At 68.3% G+C, this 18,957-nt stretch carries 16 protein-coding genes; 11 read left to right on the top strand and 5 right to left on the bottom strand.

Going from position 1 to position 18,957, the window contains the following annotated elements; all coding sequences use genetic code 11:
• Positions 1–30: 30 nt before the first annotated feature.
• Both KXR53_RS24060 and KXR53_RS24055 read right to left on the bottom strand, forming a co-directional pair.
• The gene (locus tag KXR53_RS24060) at positions 31–963 is read right to left on the bottom strand and encodes a carbohydrate kinase family protein (protein WP_437377818.1); all 933 of its coding nucleotides are present in this window, start codon (positions 961–963) and stop codon (positions 31–33) included.
• Complete coding sequence (locus KXR53_RS24055) at positions 960–2,345, bottom strand: 6-phospho-beta-glucosidase (RefSeq protein ID WP_437377817.1); 1,386 nt, start codon at positions 2,343–2,345, stop codon at positions 960–962. Before KXR53_RS24055 ends, KXR53_RS24060 begins: the two co-directional genes overlap by 4 nt.
• A gap of 125 nt (positions 2,346–2,470) precedes the next feature.
• On the opposite strand from KXR53_RS24055, the gene KXR53_RS24050 reads away from it, so the two are divergent.
• From KXR53_RS24050 to KXR53_RS24010, 9 genes are all read left to right on the top strand, one after another.
• Positions 2,471–3,229 carry a GntR family transcriptional regulator gene (locus KXR53_RS24050; RefSeq protein ID WP_437377816.1) on the top strand — a complete coding sequence of 253 codons (759 nt, stop codon included), beginning with the start codon at positions 2,471–2,473 and terminating at the stop codon, positions 3,227–3,229.
• Entirely contained in the window at positions 3,222–4,085 is an 864-nt protein-coding gene (locus tag KXR53_RS24045; protein ID WP_437377815.1) for a fructosamine kinase family protein, read from the top strand. The genes KXR53_RS24050 and KXR53_RS24045 overlap by 8 nt, the downstream gene beginning before the upstream one ends.
• Positions 4,086–4,262: 177 nt before the next feature.
• Positions 4,263–5,183 (top strand): ABC transporter permease subunit, encoded by a 921-nt coding sequence (locus tag KXR53_RS24040; protein ID WP_437377814.1) that lies wholly within the window; start codon positions 4,263–4,265, stop codon positions 5,181–5,183.
• A gap of 4 nt (positions 5,184–5,187) precedes the next feature.
• Complete coding sequence (gene livM, locus KXR53_RS24035) at positions 5,188–6,708, top strand: high-affinity branched-chain amino acid ABC transporter permease LivM (protein WP_437377813.1); 1,521 nt, start codon at positions 5,188–5,190, stop codon at positions 6,706–6,708.
• 29 nt (positions 6,709–6,737) lie between these two features.
• Positions 6,738–7,565 carry an ABC transporter ATP-binding protein gene (locus tag KXR53_RS24030; protein WP_437377913.1) on the top strand — a complete coding sequence of 276 codons (828 nt, stop codon included), beginning with the start codon at positions 6,738–6,740 and terminating at the stop codon, positions 7,563–7,565.
• Positions 7,565–8,275 (top strand): ABC transporter ATP-binding protein, encoded by a 711-nt coding sequence (locus tag KXR53_RS24025; RefSeq protein ID WP_437377911.1) that lies wholly within the window; start codon positions 7,565–7,567, stop codon positions 8,273–8,275. The genes KXR53_RS24030 and KXR53_RS24025 overlap by 1 nt, the downstream gene beginning before the upstream one ends.
• 11 nt (positions 8,276–8,286) lie before the next feature.
• Entirely contained in the window at positions 8,287–8,640 is a 354-nt protein-coding gene (locus tag KXR53_RS24020) for a DUF6867 family protein (protein WP_437377812.1), read from the top strand.
• Between the two features lie 79 nt (positions 8,641–8,719).
• Positions 8,720–9,856 (top strand): branched-chain amino acid ABC transporter substrate-binding protein, encoded by a 1,137-nt coding sequence (locus KXR53_RS24015; protein WP_437377811.1) that lies wholly within the window; start codon positions 8,720–8,722, stop codon positions 9,854–9,856.
• Between the two features lie 217 nt (positions 9,857–10,073).
• Positions 10,074–12,554 carry a glycogen/starch/alpha-glucan phosphorylase gene (locus KXR53_RS24010; protein ID WP_437377810.1) on the top strand — a complete coding sequence of 827 codons (2,481 nt, stop codon included), beginning with the start codon at positions 10,074–10,076 and terminating at the stop codon, positions 12,552–12,554.
• A 304-nt stretch (positions 12,555–12,858) separates the two neighbouring features.
• On the opposite strand, the gene KXR53_RS24005 is transcribed toward KXR53_RS24010, so the two are convergent.
• From KXR53_RS24005 to KXR53_RS23995, 3 genes are read right to left on the bottom strand one after another with little or no spacing between them, the layout of a single operon-like run.
• Positions 12,859–13,758 carry a carbohydrate ABC transporter permease gene (locus tag KXR53_RS24005; RefSeq protein ID WP_437377809.1) on the bottom strand — a complete coding sequence of 300 codons (900 nt, stop codon included), beginning with the start codon at positions 13,756–13,758 and terminating at the stop codon, positions 12,859–12,861.
• A gap of 1 nt (position 13,759) precedes the next feature.
• Complete coding sequence (locus tag KXR53_RS24000; protein WP_437377808.1) at positions 13,760–14,707, bottom strand: carbohydrate ABC transporter permease; 948 nt, start codon at positions 14,705–14,707, stop codon at positions 13,760–13,762.
• 54 nt (positions 14,708–14,761) lie between these two features.
• Positions 14,762–16,417: an extracellular solute-binding protein gene (locus tag KXR53_RS23995; RefSeq protein WP_437377807.1), complete on the bottom strand. Its 1,656-nt coding sequence runs from the start codon at positions 16,415–16,417 to the stop codon at positions 14,762–14,764.
• A 212-nt stretch (positions 16,418–16,629) separates the two neighbouring features.
• Between KXR53_RS23995 and KXR53_RS23990 the strand changes: the two genes are divergently transcribed.
• Both KXR53_RS23990 and KXR53_RS23985 read left to right on the top strand, forming a co-directional pair.
• The gene (locus tag KXR53_RS23990; RefSeq protein ID WP_437377806.1) at positions 16,630–18,459 is read left to right on the top strand and encodes an extracellular solute-binding protein; all 1,830 of its coding nucleotides are present in this window, start codon (positions 16,630–16,632) and stop codon (positions 18,457–18,459) included.
• A gap of 133 nt (positions 18,460–18,592) precedes the next feature.
• Positions 18,593–18,904, top strand: a complete 312-nt coding sequence (locus tag KXR53_RS23985; RefSeq protein WP_437377805.1) for a hypothetical protein — start codon at positions 18,593–18,595, stop codon at positions 18,902–18,904.
• Positions 18,905–18,957: the final 53 nt, after the last annotated feature.

Raw genomic sequence — 18,957 nt, 5'->3', positions numbered from 1 at the left:
GTCGTTGCGGGCGGGTTGGCCCCGCCGCTCTCAGGTGGAGGCCGGAGCCTCGAGCCGCGCCAGCGCCAGCAGCTCGGCCTCGCGCGGCAGCGCCCTGCCGCCGTAATCGGTGGTGGCGAGGGCGCCGCAGGTCGCGGCCAGGGCCAGGCTGTCGCGGAAGCCGAAGCCGCGCAGCCGGCCGTAGAGGAAGCCGGCGTTGAAGCTGTCCCCGGCGCCAGTGGTGTCGACCACCGTCACCGCCGGGGCCGGCACGGCGCAGCGCTCGCCGCGGCTGATGCCGACGGCACCGGCGGCGCCGCGCTTGACCAGCACAGTGGGCACCATCGCGGCCATCCGCTCCAGCGCCGCGTCGACATCCGGCGCGCCGGTGAAGGCGAGCGCCTCGGATTCGTTCGGGGCGAAGACGTCGATCTCGCGGAACAGCTCGGCCACGCCCGGCGTGTCGATCTTGTGCGGCACATGCTGGCAGTCGAGATAGACCAGCACGCCCCGCCGCTTCGCCGCCCGGGCCAGGGCCAGCAGCTCGGGCTGCAGCCGGAAGCTCTGCAGCAGCAGGGCCTTCGGCGCGACCTCGGCCAGCGCCTCCGGCGTCGGCGGCAGGTCGTCGCGCACGGCGTAGGTGACGAAGCCGCGATCGTGGTCGAAGGAGAAGGCGGCGCTGACCCGCTCCAGCGGCTGGTCCAGCCGGCGGAACAGGCGGTCATCCAGGCCTTCCGCCTGCGCCGCCTCCAGCGCCAGCCGGCTGAACAGGTCGGTGCCGAAATCGGCGGCCCAGGCCGTCTTGAGGCCCAGCCGGTGCGCCGCCGCGGCGGTGGTGAAGCTGGCGCCAGGCAGGGTGGCGAAGCCGCGGGCGAACAGGTCGGCGCCCAGCCGCGGCACCTCCGGCAGGCCGGTGAAGATCAGGTCCCAGTAGTATTCGCCGACCACGACGACGTCGCAGCCGCTGTGCTCCGCGCCGGTCATTGCCAGTTGCCGACATAAGGGGCGTGGGCGGCGAGATACTCGTCGACCAGCGCCTCGGCCCGGGAATAGGACAGCACCAGCGGATGCGCCACCAGCGCCTCGACCGCCAGATCGCGGTCGCGCTCGCGGATCGCCCGCACCGCCAGCCGCTCATAGCGCTTGACGCTGTGCACCAGCTGGGCCTGCGCCTCCGGCATCGCGCCGATCGGCAGCGGCCGCACACCGTCGCGGTCGATGACGCAGCTGACCTCGACCACATCCTCGTCGCGCAGCCCCGCGATCGCGCCCTGGTTCGGCACGTTCAGCCCGCTGTAGAGCGGCTTTCCGGTCTCCAGCGCATCGACCAGGTCGAGCGCGACGCCGGCATAGCCCTCGCCCTCGTCGCCCAGCGGAGCGTGGGCGCCGGCGGCCAGGGCCCGGTCCGCCTCCTCCATGCTCGGCGCCCCCTCCTGGGCATAGTGCATGTAGGTGGCGTTGCGGCGATGGGCATAGGCGTAATAGGCCTCCAGCGCCCGCTCCGGGCTGCGGCGCCAGTCCAGCGCGATCAATTGCTCGATCAGTCCGTGGTTCAGGTCGCGCACCTCCTCGCCGCGGGTGCGGGCGTCCGACCGGATCGCCTCCACCGCCTTCTCAGCATAGTAGAAGTAGTAGAGGTATTCGTTGATCCACATGCCGTGGCGGCGGACCACGCGCGGGCTGAACACGCGCTGGGCCGTGGCGGCCAGGAACGCGTCATCGGCCAGCAGGCGCGGCAGCACGTCCTCTCCGCCGATCTCGGCGCGGCGGGTGAAGGACAGGTGGTTCAGGCCGAACACCTCGGTGCGCACCGATTTCTCCGGCACGTCGAACCAGCGCGCCACCGCCGACTGGGCGGCGTTGGCGCCGTCGCAGATGCCGACGGTGCGATCGAATCCGGCGTCGCGCAGCGCCTGGGTGACGAGGCCGGCCGGGTTGGTGAAGTTGAACAGCCAGGCGTCGGGGCTGACCCGCTTCAGCAGCTCGGCATAGCCCAGGATCGTCGGGATGCTGCGCAGCGCCATGGCGAAGCCGCCCGGCCCGGTCGTTTCCTGGCCCAGCACGCCATGCGCCAGCGCGATCCGCTCGTCCTTGATCCGGCCTTCCTCCAGCCCCGGCCGGACCGTGGTCACGACATAGGCGGCGCCGTCCAGCGCACGCTCCGGGTCCAGGCTGGTGGTGATCCTGACGGGCGACTGCATCCGCCGGGCGATCTCGGCCCCCAGCCCGCCGAACAGCTCCAGCCGCGGCCCGTCGATATCGAGCAGGCACAGCTCGGTGAGGTTGCTCCACTCCGCCCGGCGCAGCGCCGATTCGATGAACAGGGGCGCACGGACTCCGCCGCCGCCGACCAGGGTCAGTTTCATGCCGCCTCCCACGAGCTGACCAAAGTTATGACTGGATATAACCAGTCATGTCAATTGTGGCCGGGCCGCGGATTTGCGTGTATGCAGCGGGGAATATCCGCTTCGCGGAGATGCCTTTGCACGCCATGACCGACGGCCTGAAACGCGACGATCCGCAGCCCCTCTATCGCCAGATCAAGCAGCGCATCCGCGAGCAGATCGAGCAGGGCCGGCTCGGCACCGACGCCAAGCTGGAGTCGGAACGCGAGCTGGAGAAGCGCTACGGCGTCAGCCGCATCACCGTGCGCCAGGCGGTGCGCGAGCTGGTCCAGGAGGGTTGGCTGCTGAGCCATCCCGGCAAGGGCTTCTTCGTGGCGCGGCGGGAGGAGACCTACGAGCTGCACCTCTTGCGCAGCTTCACCGCCATCGCCGAGGCGCATGGCCGGACGCCGACGAGCCGGCTGATCGAAGGCCGGCTCTGCCCGGCGCCGGCGGAGATCGCACGGCCGCTGTTCCTGCCGGCCGGGGCCGAGGTGGTGATGCTGAAGCGGCTGCGCTGCCTCGACGGGCTGCCGATGGTGCTGACCCAGGACTGGTTCGCGGCCGGGCTGGTGCCGGGGATCCTCGAGCTCGACTGGTCGACCGGCAACCGCTCGCTCTACGCCGAGATCCGCGACCGCTACCGGCTGCGGCCGGACCGCGGCCGCACCACGCTGAGCGCCCGGCTGGCCAATGCGGAGGAGGCGGAGCTGCTGGAGTTGACCCCGCCGGCCGCGGTGCTGACGGTCGAGCAGATCGCCTATGACCGGCAGGGGCGGCCGGTGAACATGACCTTCTCCAGCCACCACCCGCTGCGCTACCCGCTCAGCCTCGATCAGCGGGGAGGACGGCGCGACCATGGCTGACGGACTCGATCCCGTCCTCGCCGACCGGATCGCCGCGGCGCTCGGGGTGCGGCCGGTGGCGGCGGAGCCGCTGGCCGGCGGGTCCACCGTCGCAGTGCTCCGGGTCGATCTCGCCGATGGCGGCCGGGTGGTGGCCAAGGCCGGGCCGGGGCCCCTGCTGCTGGAGGCCTGGATGCTGGGCGAGCTGGCGCGGCACTCCGCCCTGCCGCTGCCGGCGGTGCTGCACGCGGCCGAGGACCTGCTGCTGCTGGATTATGTCGAGCACGAGCCCGGGCCGCCGTCGGAGCCGGCGCAACTGCATGCGGCGGAGCTGCTGGCGGCGCTGCACGCGCCGGCCTGGCCGTGCTTCGGCTACGACCGCGACACCACCATCGGCAAGCTGCCGCAGCCGAATCCGCCGGCCGACCGCTGGATCCCGTTCTTCCGCGACCACCGCCTGCTGCACATGGCCCGCGCCGGCCATGAAGAGGGTACGGTCGATGCCGATCTCCTGCGCCGCCTCGAAACCTTGGCCGGACGGCTGGATGAGCTGCTGATGGAGCCGCACCATCCGGCGCTGCTGCACGGCGACATCTGGACCGGCAACCTGCTGCATCGCGGCGGGCGAATCGTCGCCTTCATCGACCCCGCCATCTCCTGCGGCCATCCGGAGATGGAGCTGACCTATCCGACCCTGTTCGGCACCTTCGACGAGGGCTTCTTCCGCCGCTACGCCGAGCTCGCGCCGCTCGACCCCGGCTTCTGGGACGACCGGCGGCCGATCTACCTCCTGTATCCGCTGCTGGTGCATGTCCGGTACTGGGACCCGGCCTATGCCGGGCCGATCCGCCGGATTCTCGACCGCTACGGCGCCTAAGCGTCGGAAAGGTCTTACGATTCATTGCGATTGTAACGGTGCATTTTCTTCGCCATAGTCGCGCCAATCCGACGCTGACGCGGAGCTTGAACAGAGAAACGCCCTCGGTCTAAACGGCGAGCGAACAGAGAGGCGACCATCCCGGCGGATGGTCTGTGGAGGCATATCGGCGCGAGCATGGAATATTTCCTGCAGCAGCTCATCAATGGGCTGACGCTGGGCGCGATCTACGGTCTGATCGCGATCGGCTATACGATGGTGTACGGCATCATCGGCATGATCAATTTCGCGCATGGCGAAATCTATATGATCGGCGCGTTCATCGCGGTGATCGGATTCGTCGTGCTCGGCGCCTTCGGCGTGCCCGGCATGTCGGTGGCCCTGGCGCTGGCGATCGTGCTGGTCGCGGCCGTGGTGGTGACCGCCGCCTATGGCTGGACGGTCGAGCGGCTGGCCTACCGGCCGCTGCGCAACTCCACCCGCCTGGCGCCGCTGATCTCGGCGATCGGCATGTCGATCTTCCTGCAGAACTACATCCAGCTGCTGCAGGGCGCCCGGCGCAAGCCGGTGCCGCCGCAGATCCCGGGCGGCTTCCAGCTGACCTCGGGCGGCGGCTTCGACGTCAACCTGTCCTATCTGCAGATCGTCATCGTGGTGATGACCGTGGCCCTGATGCTGGGCCTGACCTGGGTGATCAACAGCACCTCGCTCGGCCGGCAGCAGCGCGCCTGCGCCCAGGACCGCACCATGGCGGCGCTGATCGGCGTCGATGTCGGCCGCACCATCTCGATGACCTTCGTCATCGGCGCGGCGCTGGCCGCCGTCGCCGGGGTGATGGTGACCCTGTATTACGGCGTGATCGACTTCTACATCGGCTTCCTGGCCGGCATCAAAGCCTTCACCGCGGCGGTGCTGGGCGGCATCGGCTCGCTGCCCGGGGCGATGCTGGGCGGCGTGCTGATCGGGCTGATCGAGGCCTTCTGGTCCGGCTACTTCTCGTCGGAATACAAGGATGTCGCCGCCTTCACCATCCTGGTGCTGGTGCTGATCTTCCGTCCGTCCGGCCTGCTCGGCCGCCCCGATATCGAGAAGGTCTGACGCCATGGCGACGATCGCGCAATCCGACGCGGCCGCCGGGCGCCGCTTCGACCTCATCGCCATGGTGAAGGAGGCGGGGATCACCGGCCTCATCGCCCTGGTCCTCACCGCGCCCCTGATCGGCATCCGCACGGTCGAGCAGAGCGGCGTCCTGACCTACCTGACCGATTTCACCGCCGTCGCCATCGCGGTAGCGCTGGTCTTCCTCGGCCGCATCGGCATCGTCCTGAACCGCGAAAGCATGCCGCGGCCGGTGTTCTGGGGCAGCCTGCTGTTCCTCGTCGTCTTCGCCCTGCCGCCGGTCTACGAATATCTGCGGCCGTCGATCTCGGACGCCCTGCCGCCCCTGCCGGTGCAGGAGCTGCACTCCGTGCCGCTGCTGCTGATCGGGGTGTTCGGCGCGGCCTGGCTCCTGATCCAGTCGGTCCTGGTGCAGCGCCGCGCGCGGACCAGCCTGTCGCGGCAGGAGCGCGACCGGGCGATGGACCGGATCGGCGCCCGGGTTCAGCGGCTCAGCGTCTATGTCGGGCCGATCCTGGCAGTGCTGGCGATCATCTTCCCCTTCACCGACCTCGCCACCCGCAGCACGCTGGGCGTCGCCATCATCGTGCTGACCTACATCATGCTCGGCTGGGGGCTGAACATCATCGTCGGCCTCGCCGGGCTGCTCGACCTCGGCTACGTCGCCTTCTATGCTGTCGGCGCCTACTCCTACGCGCTCTTGTCGACCACCTTCGGCTTCAGCTTCTGGCTCTGCCTGCCGCTGGCCGGCCTGCTCGCCGCGAGCGCCGGCCTGATCCTCGGCTATCCGGTGCTGCGGCTGCGCGGCGACTATTTCGCCATCGTCACCCTCGGCTTCGGCGAGATCATCCGCATTATCCTGATCAACTGGGCGCCGGTGACCGGCGGGCCGAACGGCATCAACAACATTCCGCGGCCCAGCTTCTTCGGCTTCCCGTTCGACCGCAGCCCGGAGGAGGGGGTGACCGCTTTCCACCAGCTGTTCGGCATCGACTACGACCCGACGCACCGGATCGTCTTCCTCTACCTGCTGATCCTGGCGCTGGCGCTCCTGGTGAACTTCATCAGCGTGCGGCTGCGCCGGCTGCCGGTCGGCCGTGGCTGGGAGGCGCTGCGCGAGGACGACATCGCCTGCCAGTCGCTCGGCATCAACCGCACCAACCTGAAGCTGGCGGCCTTCGCCACCTCGGCGATGTGCGGCGGCTTCGCCGGCAGCTTCTTCGCCACCTACCAGGGCTTCATCAGCCCGGAGAGCTTCTCCTTCATCGAATCCGCGATCGTGCTGGCGATCGTCGTGCTCGGCGGCATGGGCAGCCAGCTCGGCATCGTCGTCGCCGCCTGCCTGATCATCGGCCTGCCGGAGGCGTTCCGCGGCCTCGACCTGTACCGCATGCTGGTGTTCGGCCTGTGCATGGTCGGCATCATGGTGTGGCGCCCCCGCGGCCTCCTGGCGCATCGCGACCCGACCATCCTGCTGCACGGCAAGAAGGGAGCCTCGTCGTGAGCGCGCTCCTGACCATCGAGCACGTCTCGATGCGCTTCGGCGGCCTCGTCGCCATCGACGACGTCTCCTTCGACATCCGGGCCGGCGACATCACCGCCGTGATCGGCCCGAACGGCGCCGGCAAGACCACGCTGTTCAACTGCATCACCGGCTTCTACCGGCCGACCGCCGGGCGGATGACGCTGCGCGCCGATAGCGGGGAGTTCCTGCTGGAGCAGATCCCGGGCTACCTCATCGCCCAGCAGGCGCGGGTCGCCCGCACCTTCCAGAACATCCGCCTGTTCGCCGGGATGAGCGTGCTGGAGAACCTGATGGTGGCCCAGCACAACAAGCTGATGAAGGCCTCGGGCTTCTCGATCGCCGGCCTGCTCGGGCTGCCCGGCTACCGGAAGGTCGAGCGCGAGGCGGTGGAGAAGGCCAGGTTCTGGCTCGACCTTGTCGGGCTCACCGACCACGCCGACCATCTCGCCGGCAGCCTGCCCTATGGCGGCCAGCGCCGGCTGGAGATCGCGCGGGCGATGTGCATCGACCCGGTGATCCTGTGCCTGGACGAACCGGCCGCCGGCCTCAACCCGCGCGAATCGCAGGAGCTGAACCACCTGCTGCGCGCCATCCGCGACGAGCACAAGACCAGCGTCCTCCTGATCGAGCACGACATGAGCGTCGTCATGCAGATTTCCGACCACATCGTGGTGCTCGACCACGGCAAGAAGATCGCCGACGGCACGCCCGAGGCGATCCGCAGCGACGAGGCGGTGATCCGCGCCTATCTCGGCCAGCCGGAGGAGGCGGACCACGAGCTGCCGCCGGAGGTCGCAGCCGATCTCGCGGCCGTCAGCGGGGAAGCCCGTTCGTGATGCTGTCGCTGCAGGGCGTGCACACCTTCTACGGCGCCATCGAGGCGCTGCGCGGCGTCAATGTCGACGTCAAGGAAGGCGAGATCGTCACCCTGATCGGCGCCAACGGCGCCGGCAAGTCGACCCTGCTGATGACCATCTGCGGCAACCCGCAGGCGCGGCAGGGGGCGGTGCTGTTCGACGGGAAGGAGATCACCCGGCAGCCGACCTTCGAGATCGTGCGCCGCGGCGTCGCCATCTCGCCGGAGGGCCGCCGCATCTTCCCGCGCATGACGGTGATGGAGAATCTGCAGATGGGGGCGCTGACCGCCGATCCGGCAGTGTTCGGCCGCGACCTCGAGCAGATCTTTACCCTGTTCCCGCGGCTGAAGGAGCGGCAGAACCAGCGTGGCGGCACCCTGTCGGGCGGCGAGCAGCAGATGCTGGCAATCGGCCGGGCGCTGATGAGCCAGCCGCGCCTGCTGCTGCTGGACGAGCCGTCGCTCGGCCTGGCGCCGATGGTGGTGAAGCAGATCTTCGAGGCGATCAAGGCGATCAACAAGGAGCGCGGCATGACCGTGTTCCTGGTCGAGCAGAACGCCTTCCACGCGCTGAGGCTGGCGCATCGCGGCTACGTCCTGGTCAACGGCCGGGTGACGATGAGCGGCACCGGCCGGCAACTGCTGGCGAATCCGGAGGTCCGGGCCGCCTATCTCGAAGGCGGGCATTGAGGGGGCGGGCGATGGAACAGATCCTCGGAACCTCGGTCGGCGACTTCATCTTCGTCAGCCTGATCCTGGGCGGCGGGGCCGGCTTCCTGACCGGGCAGGGCCAAGCCCAGAACTGGGCGCCGATGCGCAAGGTGATCCCCTTCGTGGTGCTGCTGGCCTGCGCGACGCGGTTCCTGCACTACGCGCTGTTTCACGGAACGCTCTTGTCCGCGACCGGCTTCGTCATCGATCTTGTGTGGATCGGCCTGTGCGCCACGGTCGCCTACCGGATGACCCGGGCGGCGAAGATGGTGCGGCAGTATCCGTGGCTGTACGAGCGGGCCGGCCTGTTCGGCTGGCGCGACCGGCGGCCGGCCGCACGGTAAGACGCCGGTCCTCCGGGCCGGCGGAAAGCAAGGCCCGGCGGGGTCGTCCCGCCGGGCGATGAACTGGGAGTGCGATCTGATGACGAGATTGAACCGAGTGCTCATGGTCGGCGTGGCGCTGGCCGCGCTGGCGTCGGCCCCGGCCTGGGCCGATGTGAAGATCGGCCTGGGCGCGCCGCTGACCGGCCCGAACGCCGCCTTCGGCGAGCAGATGAAGCGCGGCATTGACGCCGCGGCAAAGGCCCTGAACGACGCGGGCGGGGTCAACGGCGAGAAGATCGTCGTGGTCTATGGCGACGACGCGTCCGACCCGCGCCAGGGCGTGGCTGCGGCGAACGAGCTGGTCGGCCAGGACGTGGTGGCGGTGATCGGCCACTTCAACTCCTCGGTCTCGATCCCGGCTTCGGCGGTCTACTCCGAGGAAGGCATCGTCCAGATCACGCCGGCCTCGACCAATCCGCAGCTGACCGAGCAGGGGCAGAAGACCACCTTCCGCACCTGCGGCCGCGACGATCAGCAGGGCGACATCGCCGGCGCCTTCATCGCCGAGAAGTTCAAGGGCCGCAACATCGCCATCATCCACGACCAGACCACCTACGGCAAAGGCCTGGCCGACGCCACCAAGGCGGCGATGAACAAGGGCGGTCTGACCGAGAAGATGTATGAAGGCATCACCGTCGGCGAGCGCGACTTCTCGGCCATTGTCTCGAAGATGAAGCAGGCCGGCATCGACGTGATCTATTTCGGCGGCCTGCACAACGAGGCCGGGCTGATCCTGCGCCAGGCACGCGAGCAGGGGATGAACGCCCAGTTCATCTCCGGCGACGGCATCGTCACCCAGGAGTTCTGGGGTATCACCGGCAACGCTGGCGAGGGCGTGCTGATGACCTTCGGCGCCGACCAGCGCAACAGCCCGGCCGCGAAGGACGTGGTGGCCAAGTTCCGGGCCGAGAACTACGAGCCGGAAGGCTACACCCTCTACAGCTACGCAGCGCTCCAGGCCTGGGCCCAGGCGGCAACCAAGGCCAAGACCTTCGACGGCCCGAAGGTGGCCGAGGCGCTCCACGACGGCACCGAGTACAAGACTGTCCTGGGCGATCTGGCCTTCGACGCCAAGGGCGACCGGGTGAAGACCGACTACGTCTTCTACATCTGGAACAGCGGCAAATACGCCGAGGCCAGCCCGGGCGAGCTGGCCAAGGTCGGCGGCAAGTAACACCTGCGGCCGGGAGATCGACTTCTCCTTTGGGAGAAGCCGGACTGATCGGCAGGTGCCATCATCAAGGGCCGTTGGTATAAGCCATCGGCGCCGACATCATCGACCCGGCGGAACACTCCGCCGGGTCTTTTCGTCATATGATTTGATTGCCGTGCCCATTCCGTGGTGTAAGGAACGGCTCTATACCGCAGTGCAGCATTTTGGGGGTCAGCCGATGGACCTGCCAGCCTCCCAGATCGCCATCGAGCCGCGCGGGCTCGACCGGGAAGCGCTGAAGCGCGACATCCTGGAATGGCTGGTCTACGCCGTCGGGCGCGAGATCCATCGCGCCACCCGTCACGACTGGTTCGCCGCCACGGCGCTGGCGGTGCGCGACCGCCTGGTCGATCGCTGGATGGCCTCGCAGCACCGCGAGGAGGCGACCGACGGCAAGCGGGTCTACTATCTCAGCCTGGAGTTCCTGGTCGGCCGGCTGATGGCCAACGCCCTGACCAATCTCGGGATCTACGACACCTGCCGCGAGGCGCTGGCCGATTTCGGCGTCGACCTCGGCGCCGTGCTGGAGGTCGAGCCCGACGCGGCGCTCGGCAATGGCGGCCTCGGCCGCCTGGCCGCCTGCTTCCTCGACAGCATGGCCACGCTCGGCATCGCCGGCACCGGCTACGGCATCCGCTACGAATACGGGCTGTTCGAGCAGCAGTTCGACCGCGGCTGGCAGGTCGAATATCCCGAGGACTGGCTGAAATTCGGCAATCCCTGGGAGTTCGAGCGGCCGGAGGTGGCCTATCCGATCGACTTCTACGGCAAGGTCGAGCCGGGCGAGCCCGGGCCGGACGGCCGGCCGCGGGCGCGCTGGCACGGCAGCCAGCGGGTGCTCGCCGTCGCCTACGACACGCCGGTGGTCGGCTGGGGCGGGGCCACGGTCAACACGCTGCGGCTGTGGTCGGCCAAGCCGGTGCGGGAGTTCGACCTCGCCCCCTTCAACTCCGGCGACTATATGAAGTCGGTCGAGGACAAGATCCTGTCCGAGACGCTGTCGCGTGTCCTGTACCCCAACGACAACACCCCGGCGGGGCAGGAGCTGCGGCTCAAGCAGGAATACTTCTTCACCTCGGCCTCGCTGCAGGACGTGCTGCGCCGCCACCGGATGCATCACGACGGCTATGACGACCTGCCGGAGAAGGCGGCGCTGCAGCTGAACGACACCCATCCGGCGATTGCGGTGCCGGAACTGATGCGCCTCCTGATCGACCGGCACCGGCTGGACTGGGATCGGGCCTGGGCGATCACCACCGGCTGCATCAGCTACACCAACCACACGCTGATGCCGGAGGCGCTGGAGACCTGGCCGGTGGCCCTCCTGGAACGGGTGCTGCCGCGCCACCTGCAGATCGTCTACGAGATCAACGATCGCTTCCTCAAATCCTCGCGCGTGGTGGCAAAGGACCCGAGCCGCCTATCCAGCCTGTCGCTGATCCAGGAGGGCTGGGACCGGCGCGTGCGCATGGGCCCGCTGGCCTTCCTGGGCAGCCATCGGGTCAACGGCGTCTCGGCGCTGCACACCCAGCTGATGCGCGAGACGGTGTTCCGCGACCTGCACGAGGAATTCCCCCAGCGCATCACCAACAAGACCAACGGCATCACCCCGCGCCGCTGGCTGGTGCAGGCCAATCCGAACCTGGCGCAGCTGATCCACAACATGATCGGCACCGGCTGGGAGGACGAGCTGGAGCGGCTGTCGGCGCTGTCCGGCAAGATCGAGGACACCGCCTTCCGCGAAGCGTTCTGGGCGGTGAAGCGCCGCAACAAGGCCCTGCTGGCGCATCATATCGGCGAGGTCGCCGACCTCCGCGTCTCCGGCGACGCGATGTTCGACGTCCAGGTCAAGCGCATCCACGAATACAAGCGCCAGCTGCTGAACATCCTGCACGCGGTGGCGCTGTGGCAGGAGATGCGCGACACCCCGGACGCGGCCTGGACGCCGCGGGTCAAGATCTTCGCCGGCAAGGCCGCCCCCGGCTACGCCATGGCCAAGCTGATCATCAAGCTGGCCAATGATGTCGCCAAGGTGATCAACGCCGACGCCGAGATCCGCGACCAGCTGAAGATGGTGTTCCTGCCGAACTACAACGTCACGTTGGCGGAGCGCATCATCCCCGCCGCCGACCTGTCGGAGCAGATCTCGACCGCCGGCATGGAGGCGTCGGGCACCGGCAACATGAAGTTCGCGCTGAACGGCGCGATCACCATCGGCACGCTCGACGGCGCCAATGTCGAGATCGCCGAGCGGGTGGGCGCGGACAACATCCTGATCTTCGGCCTGACCGCGGCCGAGGTGGCGGCGAAGCGGGCCCAGGGCTACGACCCGGCGGCGGTGATCGCGGCCGATTCGCGCCTGGCCCGCGCCGTGGCGGCGATCGAGGACGGCACCTTCTCGCCCGACGATCCGGGCCGGTTCCGGGCGATCACCGATGCGCTCAGGCACAGCGACTGGTTCCTGGTGGCGGCCGATTTCGCCGCCTATTGGGATGCCCAGGCCCGCGCCGCCGCGCTCTACCGCGACCGGGCCGCCTGGACCCGCATGGCGATCCAGAACACCGCCCATGTCGGCTGGTTCTCCTCCGATCGCACCGTGCGCGACTATGCCGAGGAGATCTGGGGCGTCTGGCCGCCCTTGGCCCGGGCCGCGGAGTAGCGCCGGCGCTACCTGGGTCGGGCTATGCTTTCCATCCTCCCCCTCCCCTTGCGGGAGGGGGCAAGGGGGAGGGGGTTGGCGCCGCCGAAACCAATGTCGAACATCACTGCGACCCGGCAGAAATACTGATTGATCCCACGCCGGCTCCCTTCGATCGGCACCCCCTCCCCCTACCCCCTCCCGCAAGGGGAGGGGGAGGATAAAAAATCCATGCCGGAAGGCGCAGGTCACTCTGAAAAGGTCTCGCAAGCGGGAGAGGCATATCTGTGCTCGCGACGGCGATGAGTTCATCGACTCGCTGACCTCACCCCTTCACCGCCCCCAGCGTCAGGCCGCGCACGATGTAGCGCTGGGCGAACAGGGCCAGCAGCACCGGCGGGATCATCGCGATCAGCGCCCGGGTGGCCATGAACCAGAACTGCACGCCGCGGGTGTCGACCGCGCCGGCCATATGGGCGGGCATCATCTTGGTCTCGGTGATGCCGAGCGAGGAGGAGAACAGGAACTCGTTCCAGGCGAAGGCGAAGATGATCATGGCGGTGGCAGCCACCGCCGGCGCCGCCAGCGGCAGGGCCACGCGCCAGAAGGCGCCCCAATGCGACGCGCCGTCGACCAGCGCCGCCTCCTCCAGCTCGACCGGCAGGTCGAGGAAGGTCTGGCGCAGGATGACGACAACGAAGGGCAGGATGAAGGTCGCGTTGCACAGGATCAGCGCCGTCTTGCTGTCCAGCATGTCGAGCGACCGGAACACGAGATAGAAGGGCAGCAGCGTCGCGACCGGCGGCAGCACGCGCTGCGACAGGAACCAGATGGTGATATCGCTGTTGCTCCAGAACTTGAACCGGGCCAGCGCATAGGCCGCCGGCAGGCCCAGCGCGAGGGCCAGGACGACGGCGCTGAGCGAGACGATCAGGCTGGTCCGCATCGCCCGCCAGCCCTCGGGCGTGCTCAGCTCCAGCGCGAAGTTGCGGAGCGTCGGCTGGAAGTCGAGCCAGGGCACGCCGAGGCCGGCGACGGTGAACGTGTCGGCCGGGTTGCGCAGCGCGGTCGAGACCGCCCAGTAGAGCGGGAAGAAGAACAGGATCGCGGCGGCGATCGCGACCAGCGACCAGAGCGCGTCGGCCATGCCGCTGCGCCGGCCGAGCGGCTTCACCCGATCGGCGGCGGGCTCGTGGATCGCTGCGGCGGCCTCAGGCGCGGACACTTCAGGCGTAGACATTGCGCACCCGCTTGAAGAACAGGGTGACGATGGCCATCACCACCGCCAGCAGGGTCAGGGCCAGGGCCGAGGCGTAGCCGACGTCGAAGAAGCGCAGGCCGGTGCGGAAGGCGAGGTAGGAGACCGACTGCGTGGCGTTGCCCGGGCCCCCCACGGTCAGCGACGCGACGACGTCGAACACCTTGATCGCCTCGGCCAGGCGCAGCAGCAGCACGATCACGATCACCGGCGTCATCAGCGGCAGCACCACCCCGGTCCAGATCCGGAGGCTGGAGCTGGTGTCCAGCCGCGCCGCCTCGATCAGGTCGTCGGGGATGCCCTGCAGCCCGGCCAGCAGGACCAGAAAGCAGAACGGCGTCCACTGCCAGATGTCGACGATCATCACCGACACCAGGGCCCAGCTCGGGTTCGACAGCCAGGGGATGCCGGTCCAGCCCAAGGGCCCGCCCGCCTCGTAGAAGATGGTGAAGAACAGATAGCCGGCCGCCACCGGGGTGGCGAAGATCGGCAGGATCATGATCGTGCGCAGCACGCCGCGGCCCGGGATGCTGCGGTTGAACAGGAAGGCCAGCAGCAGGCCCAGCCCCATCTCGATGCCGACCGAGACGATCACGAAGATCGCCGTCACCCGCGCCGCCTCGCGCACCTGCGGGTCGGTGAAGACGCGGGCGAAATTGCCGAGGCCGGCGAAGGTCCAGGTGTTGACCGTCTCGCGCTTGACCTCGGTCCGGGTGCGCGGCGTGCCGTCCGGCTTCAGCACCGGGTTGCCGCTGGCGTCCAGCCGCGGCACCTCGGTCCGGGTCATCACCGTCTCGGTCTTCACCGTGTGGAAGGCGGCATAGACGGTGTAGAGCGTCGGGAAGATGGTGAACACCAGCACCCAGGCCACCGCCGGGGACAGGAACAGCAGGCGGATTCGTCCGGTCCAGCGCATCGTGCCGTCTCGGCCCCCTTCCGGTCATGCGTCGGGCACGGGATCGTGCCCGGCTTATTCTCCCTTCCAGCCGATCGCCGCCTGGTAGTTCTTCAACTGCTGGTCGCGGCCGAGTCGGTCGGTGATCTGCTCCCAGGCCGCCGCGGTGTCGTCCAGCGCCTGCTGCGGCGTCTTCGACCCGCTCATCGCCGCCGACAGGTTGCTGTCCAGGGCGTCGTAATACTCCTGCGTGCCGGTGATCCGCAGATACGGCAGTGTGGTCTTGGCGTTGTAGGTCTCGTAATAGGCCTGCAGGTACTCCTTCACGTCCTGCTCGTCCCATTTCAGGCTGGATTCGGTGTAGTCGGTCAGCTTCGCCTCGCCGGTCGGTTCCAGCCACTGGTAGCTGTAGCCGGGGTCGACGCCGTCCCAGCCGATCGTCGCCAGGAACTTCTGCGACGGCTTGATCGCCATCAGCGCCAAGAGGCTGTAGGCCGCCTCGGGAGACTGGCTGAGCGACGAGACCACGCCGTGCCACGACCCGCCGGTGTTGTTGCCGACCTGCCGCGGCCCCTCGGCCTTGACGAAGTCCTTCTTCTCCATGTCCCAGTAGGTGTCGGACGCCGGCAGGACGGTGGAGCCGAGCTTGCCGCGGATCTTCGACCGTTCCGGGTCCTGCGCCAGCGCGCCGACATCGCCGTAGGAGAAGTTGAACACCGCCTTGCCGCGCAGGAAATAGTCCCATGCCTCACCCAGGCTCCAGCTGACCTGGGCCGGGGGGCCGTAGGACGCCAGCTCCTTCAGGAACTCCAGCGCCCTGACGTGGCCCGGGCTGTTGATCAGCGGCTTCATGTCGACCGGGTCGAACCAGTAGACATTGTGGGTCCGGTCCAGCTTGTCGCCCGGCGTCATGGCGAAGGAGGTGGCGAGGGTGGTGAAGTGGTACAGCCCCTGCTCGCGCACCTTCAGATGCAACACCACGCCCGAATCGGGGTCCGGGTCGTTGGTGTCGAAGTTCTTGCCGTTGAAGTATTTGGCGATGTCGCGGACCTGCTGCGCCGTCTTCGGCGGCACCGGCATATCGTAGCCGTATTCCGCCTTGAACGCCGTCTGATGCTGCGGGTCGGTCAGCAGGTCGCGGCGGTAGTACAGGATCTGGCCGTCGACATCGCTCGGCACGCCGTAGCCGACGCCTTCCCAAGTGTAGATGGCGTGCACCGACGGGGGCATCACGCCGTAATCCCATTTGGGATACTCGCCGCTCTTGTTCCAATCATCGACTGGCAGGATGTACTTGCCGGCGATCAGGTCGCCATAGAAGAAGGCGCCGACGATCATGGCGTCGTATTCGCCCGTGCCGTTGCGCAGGTCGAGGAAGGTCTTGGTGTAGAGCTCGGAGATCGGGGTCAGCGCGATGTTCAGCTTGCCGCCGGTCAGCTCCTCCCAGATCGGGCGGAACATGTAGAGCGGGCCGGAGATGCCGCCCTTGGGTCCGGAATCGAGGGTGAGGACCGTCACCGTCTCGCCTTCGAACGGCTTCTGGTCGGGACCGAAGAGGGAGCCCAGCTCCTCCTTCGTCGTCTTGATCTCCATCCCGTATTCGGGATCGGATTTCAGGGTCACCGTCCCGTCATCGTGCCAGGTGACGTGTGGCGTGTTCTGCGCAACGGCGGCGGCACCGCCCAGGACGATCAGCGCCGCCGACAGCAGTAGAGCCCTGCTGATGGCCATGGCTTTCCTCCCCCTGTCACATCGCCGGACTGCATCCGGTCAGCTTCGATCCGTGGAGTCGCGCTGAGCGCAATTCACGTTCGTTATGTCTGGCGAAATCGTGCGATGGTTGCGAGAAGCTTGTCAAGTCAGCCGCCCGGCGCATCGGCCTTGCACCGAGGCCCTTCGGCGGGAAGACTGCGCCCCATCCGAATCCGACCCGGACAAGCCGCATGCGCGTCGCCCGCCTTCTGCTCCGCCTCGCCCTCGCCGCCCTGCTGCCCGGCGCCCTGCCGGCGGCCGCCCAGACACAGGCCGAGACACCGGCGGCGGCCGGGGGCGGCATCGCCATGCATGGCCAGCCGAAATACCCGCCGGGATTCGACCATTTCGCCTATGCCAATCCGGATGCGCCGAAGGGCGGAGAGCTGCGCCAGGCGCTGATCGGCAGCTTCGACAGCCTGAATCCATTCATCGTCGGCGGCCGGCGGGACCAGATCATCTCCATCGTCCCGCCCTATCACTTCGCCCAGCTGATGGCGCGCAGCTATGACGAGCCGTTCAGCCTCTACCCCTATGTCGCCGACCGGGTGGAGATGCCGGACGACCGGCGGTCGATCACCTTCCACATCAACCCCAAGGCGGTGTTCCACGACGGCACGCCGATCACCGCCGACGATGTGATCTTCACGGCGCAGGCGCTGGGCACCAAGGGGCTGCCGACGTCTCGCGCCCTGTACGACCGGATCGCCTCGGTCGACCGGCTCGACGACCGCACCGTGCGCTTCACCTTCAAGGAGGAGGCGTCGCGCGAGGCGCCCCTGGTCGTGGCCCTGCAGCCGGTGCTCAGCAAGGCCTGGTACACGACCCATCCCTTCGACCAGCCCAGCCTCGACATCCCGCTCGGCGCCGGGCCGTACAAGATCACCCAGGTCGACCCCGGCCGCAGCATCGTGCTGGAGCGGGTCAAGGACTGGTGGGGCGCCGACCTGCCGGCGATGCGCGGTCAGCACAATTTCGACGTGATGCGCTACGACTTCTACCTCGACGACGACGTGGCGCTCGAGGCGTTCAAGGCCGGCGCCTACACGCTCCGGCGCGAATGGAACGCCGAGAAATGGGTCGGCGGCGCCTACGACTTCCCGGCGGCCCAGGACGGGCGGGTCACGCTCCTGACCCTGCCGCACTTCCGGCCGGCCGGCATGATGGGCTTCGCCATGAACAGCCGGAAGCCGCTCTTCGCCGATCCGCGGGTGCGTCGGGCGATGATCCTGGCCTTCGATTTCGAATGGGTGAACAAGACCCTGCTGGGCGGCCAGTACAAGCGCGACGACAGCTTCTTCGCCAACTCCCCGCTCGCTGCCACCGACACGCCGAAGGGAGCGGAGCTGAAGCTGCTGGAGCCGTTCCGCGACCAGCTGCCGCCGCAGCTCTTCACCGAGCCCTACACCCTGCCGCCCAGCGACGGCAGCGGCCGCAACCGCGAGAATCTGCGGGCGGCGCAGGCGCTCCTGGCCGAAGCCGGCTGGACCATCCGGGACAACACCCTGATCGACGGCAGCGGCGCCCCGTTCCGCTTCGAGATCCTGCTGCAGGACAAGACATATCAGCGCATCGCACTGGCCTATGCCGACCAGCTGCGGCGCCTCGGCGTCGCCGCCTCGGTCCGGCTGGTCGACAGCGCCCAGTACCGTAACCGGACCGAGACCTACGATTTCGACATGCTGCTCAACAAATGGCTGGTGACGCTGTCGCCCGGGTCGGAGCAGATGGTCTACTGGGGCAGCCGGTCGGCCGATGCGCCCGGCACCCGCAACTATGCGGGGGTGAAGAGTACGGCGGTGGACGAGCTGATCGAGACCGTCACCAACGCCCGCAGCCAGGAGGAGCTGGAGGCCGCGGTGCACGCCCTCGACCGGGTGCTGCTCTGGGGCAACTACGTGGTGCCGCTCTACTACCTCGACCGCGATTACATCGCCTATTGGGGCAATCTTGGCCGTGTCACCACCGTCAACCCGACCTACGGCACGGTGCTGGAGGCCTGGTGGGCTAATTCGAAGTAGCGGTTCCTAGCGGCCTCGCGGATCGGCGCAATTCTTCGCAATTGCTGGGAACATGGTCCGCAGCCGCGGGTTCTCTCGGCGCCGCTTCGGCTCGGTCCGCTGCGGCTCGTCCCAGAAGCCCAAGGAGCTTTTCGTGAAGCGCATTCCCTTCGCCGCCGCCATTGCCACCCTGGCGGCGTCGCCGGCCTTTGCCGCCTGCACCAGCGACGCCCAGACCCAGTCGCAGAAGGTCATGACCCTGTCGCAGGCCCTGGCGGGCAAGGCTCAGGCCTCGAAGGACGAGCAGTGCTCGGCCATCAAGGAGGTCATGGCCGAAACCAAGAAGCTCAACGAGCTCTACAAGACCTGCAAGGCCGAGCTGAACCTGACCGACGCGCAGATCCAACAGATCGATCAGCAGGTGACCTCGGGCGATCAGGCCTATGCCGCGCAGTGCGGCGGCTGATTGGGCCGTCCTCGCAGAGAAAAGCCCCAGCCGCCGGCCGGGGCCTTTTCCCA

Source organism: Inquilinus limosus (genome assembly GCF_051487185.1).
In the GTDB taxonomy this organism is placed as follows: domain Bacteria; phylum Pseudomonadota; class Alphaproteobacteria; order DSM-16000; family Inquilinaceae; genus Inquilinus; species Inquilinus limosus_F.
This window is presented reverse-complemented; position numbering and strand designations above follow the sequence as displayed.

Coding starts and splice junctions, on each gene's coding strand:
- KXR53_RS24030 (WP_437377913.1), top strand. CDS start 6,738: ATGCGCTTCGGCGGCCTCGTCGCCATCGACGACGTCTCCTTCGACATC.
- KXR53_RS24025 (WP_437377911.1), top strand. CDS start 7,565: ATGCTGTCGCTGCAGGGCGTGCACACCTTCTACGGCGCCATCGAGGCG.
- KXR53_RS24015 (WP_437377811.1), top strand. CDS start 8,720: ATGACGAGATTGAACCGAGTGCTCATGGTCGGCGTGGCGCTGGCCGCG.
- KXR53_RS23995 (WP_437377807.1), bottom strand. CDS start 16,417: ATGGCCATCAGCAGGGCTCTACTGCTGTCGGCGGCGCTGATCGTCCTG.
- KXR53_RS24060 (WP_437377818.1), bottom strand. CDS start 963: ATGACCGGCGCGGAGCACAGCGGCTGCGACGTCGTCGTGGTCGGCGAA.
- KXR53_RS24040 (WP_437377814.1), top strand. CDS start 4,263: ATGGAATATTTCCTGCAGCAGCTCATCAATGGGCTGACGCTGGGCGCG.
- KXR53_RS24055 (WP_437377817.1), bottom strand. CDS start 2,345: ATGAAACTGACCCTGGTCGGCGGCGGCGGAGTCCGTGCGCCCCTGTTC.
- KXR53_RS24010 (WP_437377810.1), top strand. CDS start 10,074: ATGGACCTGCCAGCCTCCCAGATCGCCATCGAGCCGCGCGGGCTCGAC.
- KXR53_RS24000 (WP_437377808.1), bottom strand. CDS start 14,707: ATGCGCTGGACCGGACGAATCCGCCTGCTGTTCCTGTCCCCGGCGGTG.
- KXR53_RS23990 (WP_437377806.1), top strand. CDS start 16,630: ATGCGCGTCGCCCGCCTTCTGCTCCGCCTCGCCCTCGCCGCCCTGCTG.
- KXR53_RS24020 (WP_437377812.1), top strand. CDS start 8,287: ATGGAACAGATCCTCGGAACCTCGGTCGGCGACTTCATCTTCGTCAGC.
- KXR53_RS24045 (WP_437377815.1), top strand. CDS start 3,222: ATGGCTGACGGACTCGATCCCGTCCTCGCCGACCGGATCGCCGCGGCG.
- livM (WP_437377813.1), top strand. CDS start 5,188: ATGGCGACGATCGCGCAATCCGACGCGGCCGCCGGGCGCCGCTTCGAC.
- KXR53_RS24050 (WP_437377816.1), top strand. CDS start 2,471: ATGACCGACGGCCTGAAACGCGACGATCCGCAGCCCCTCTATCGCCAG.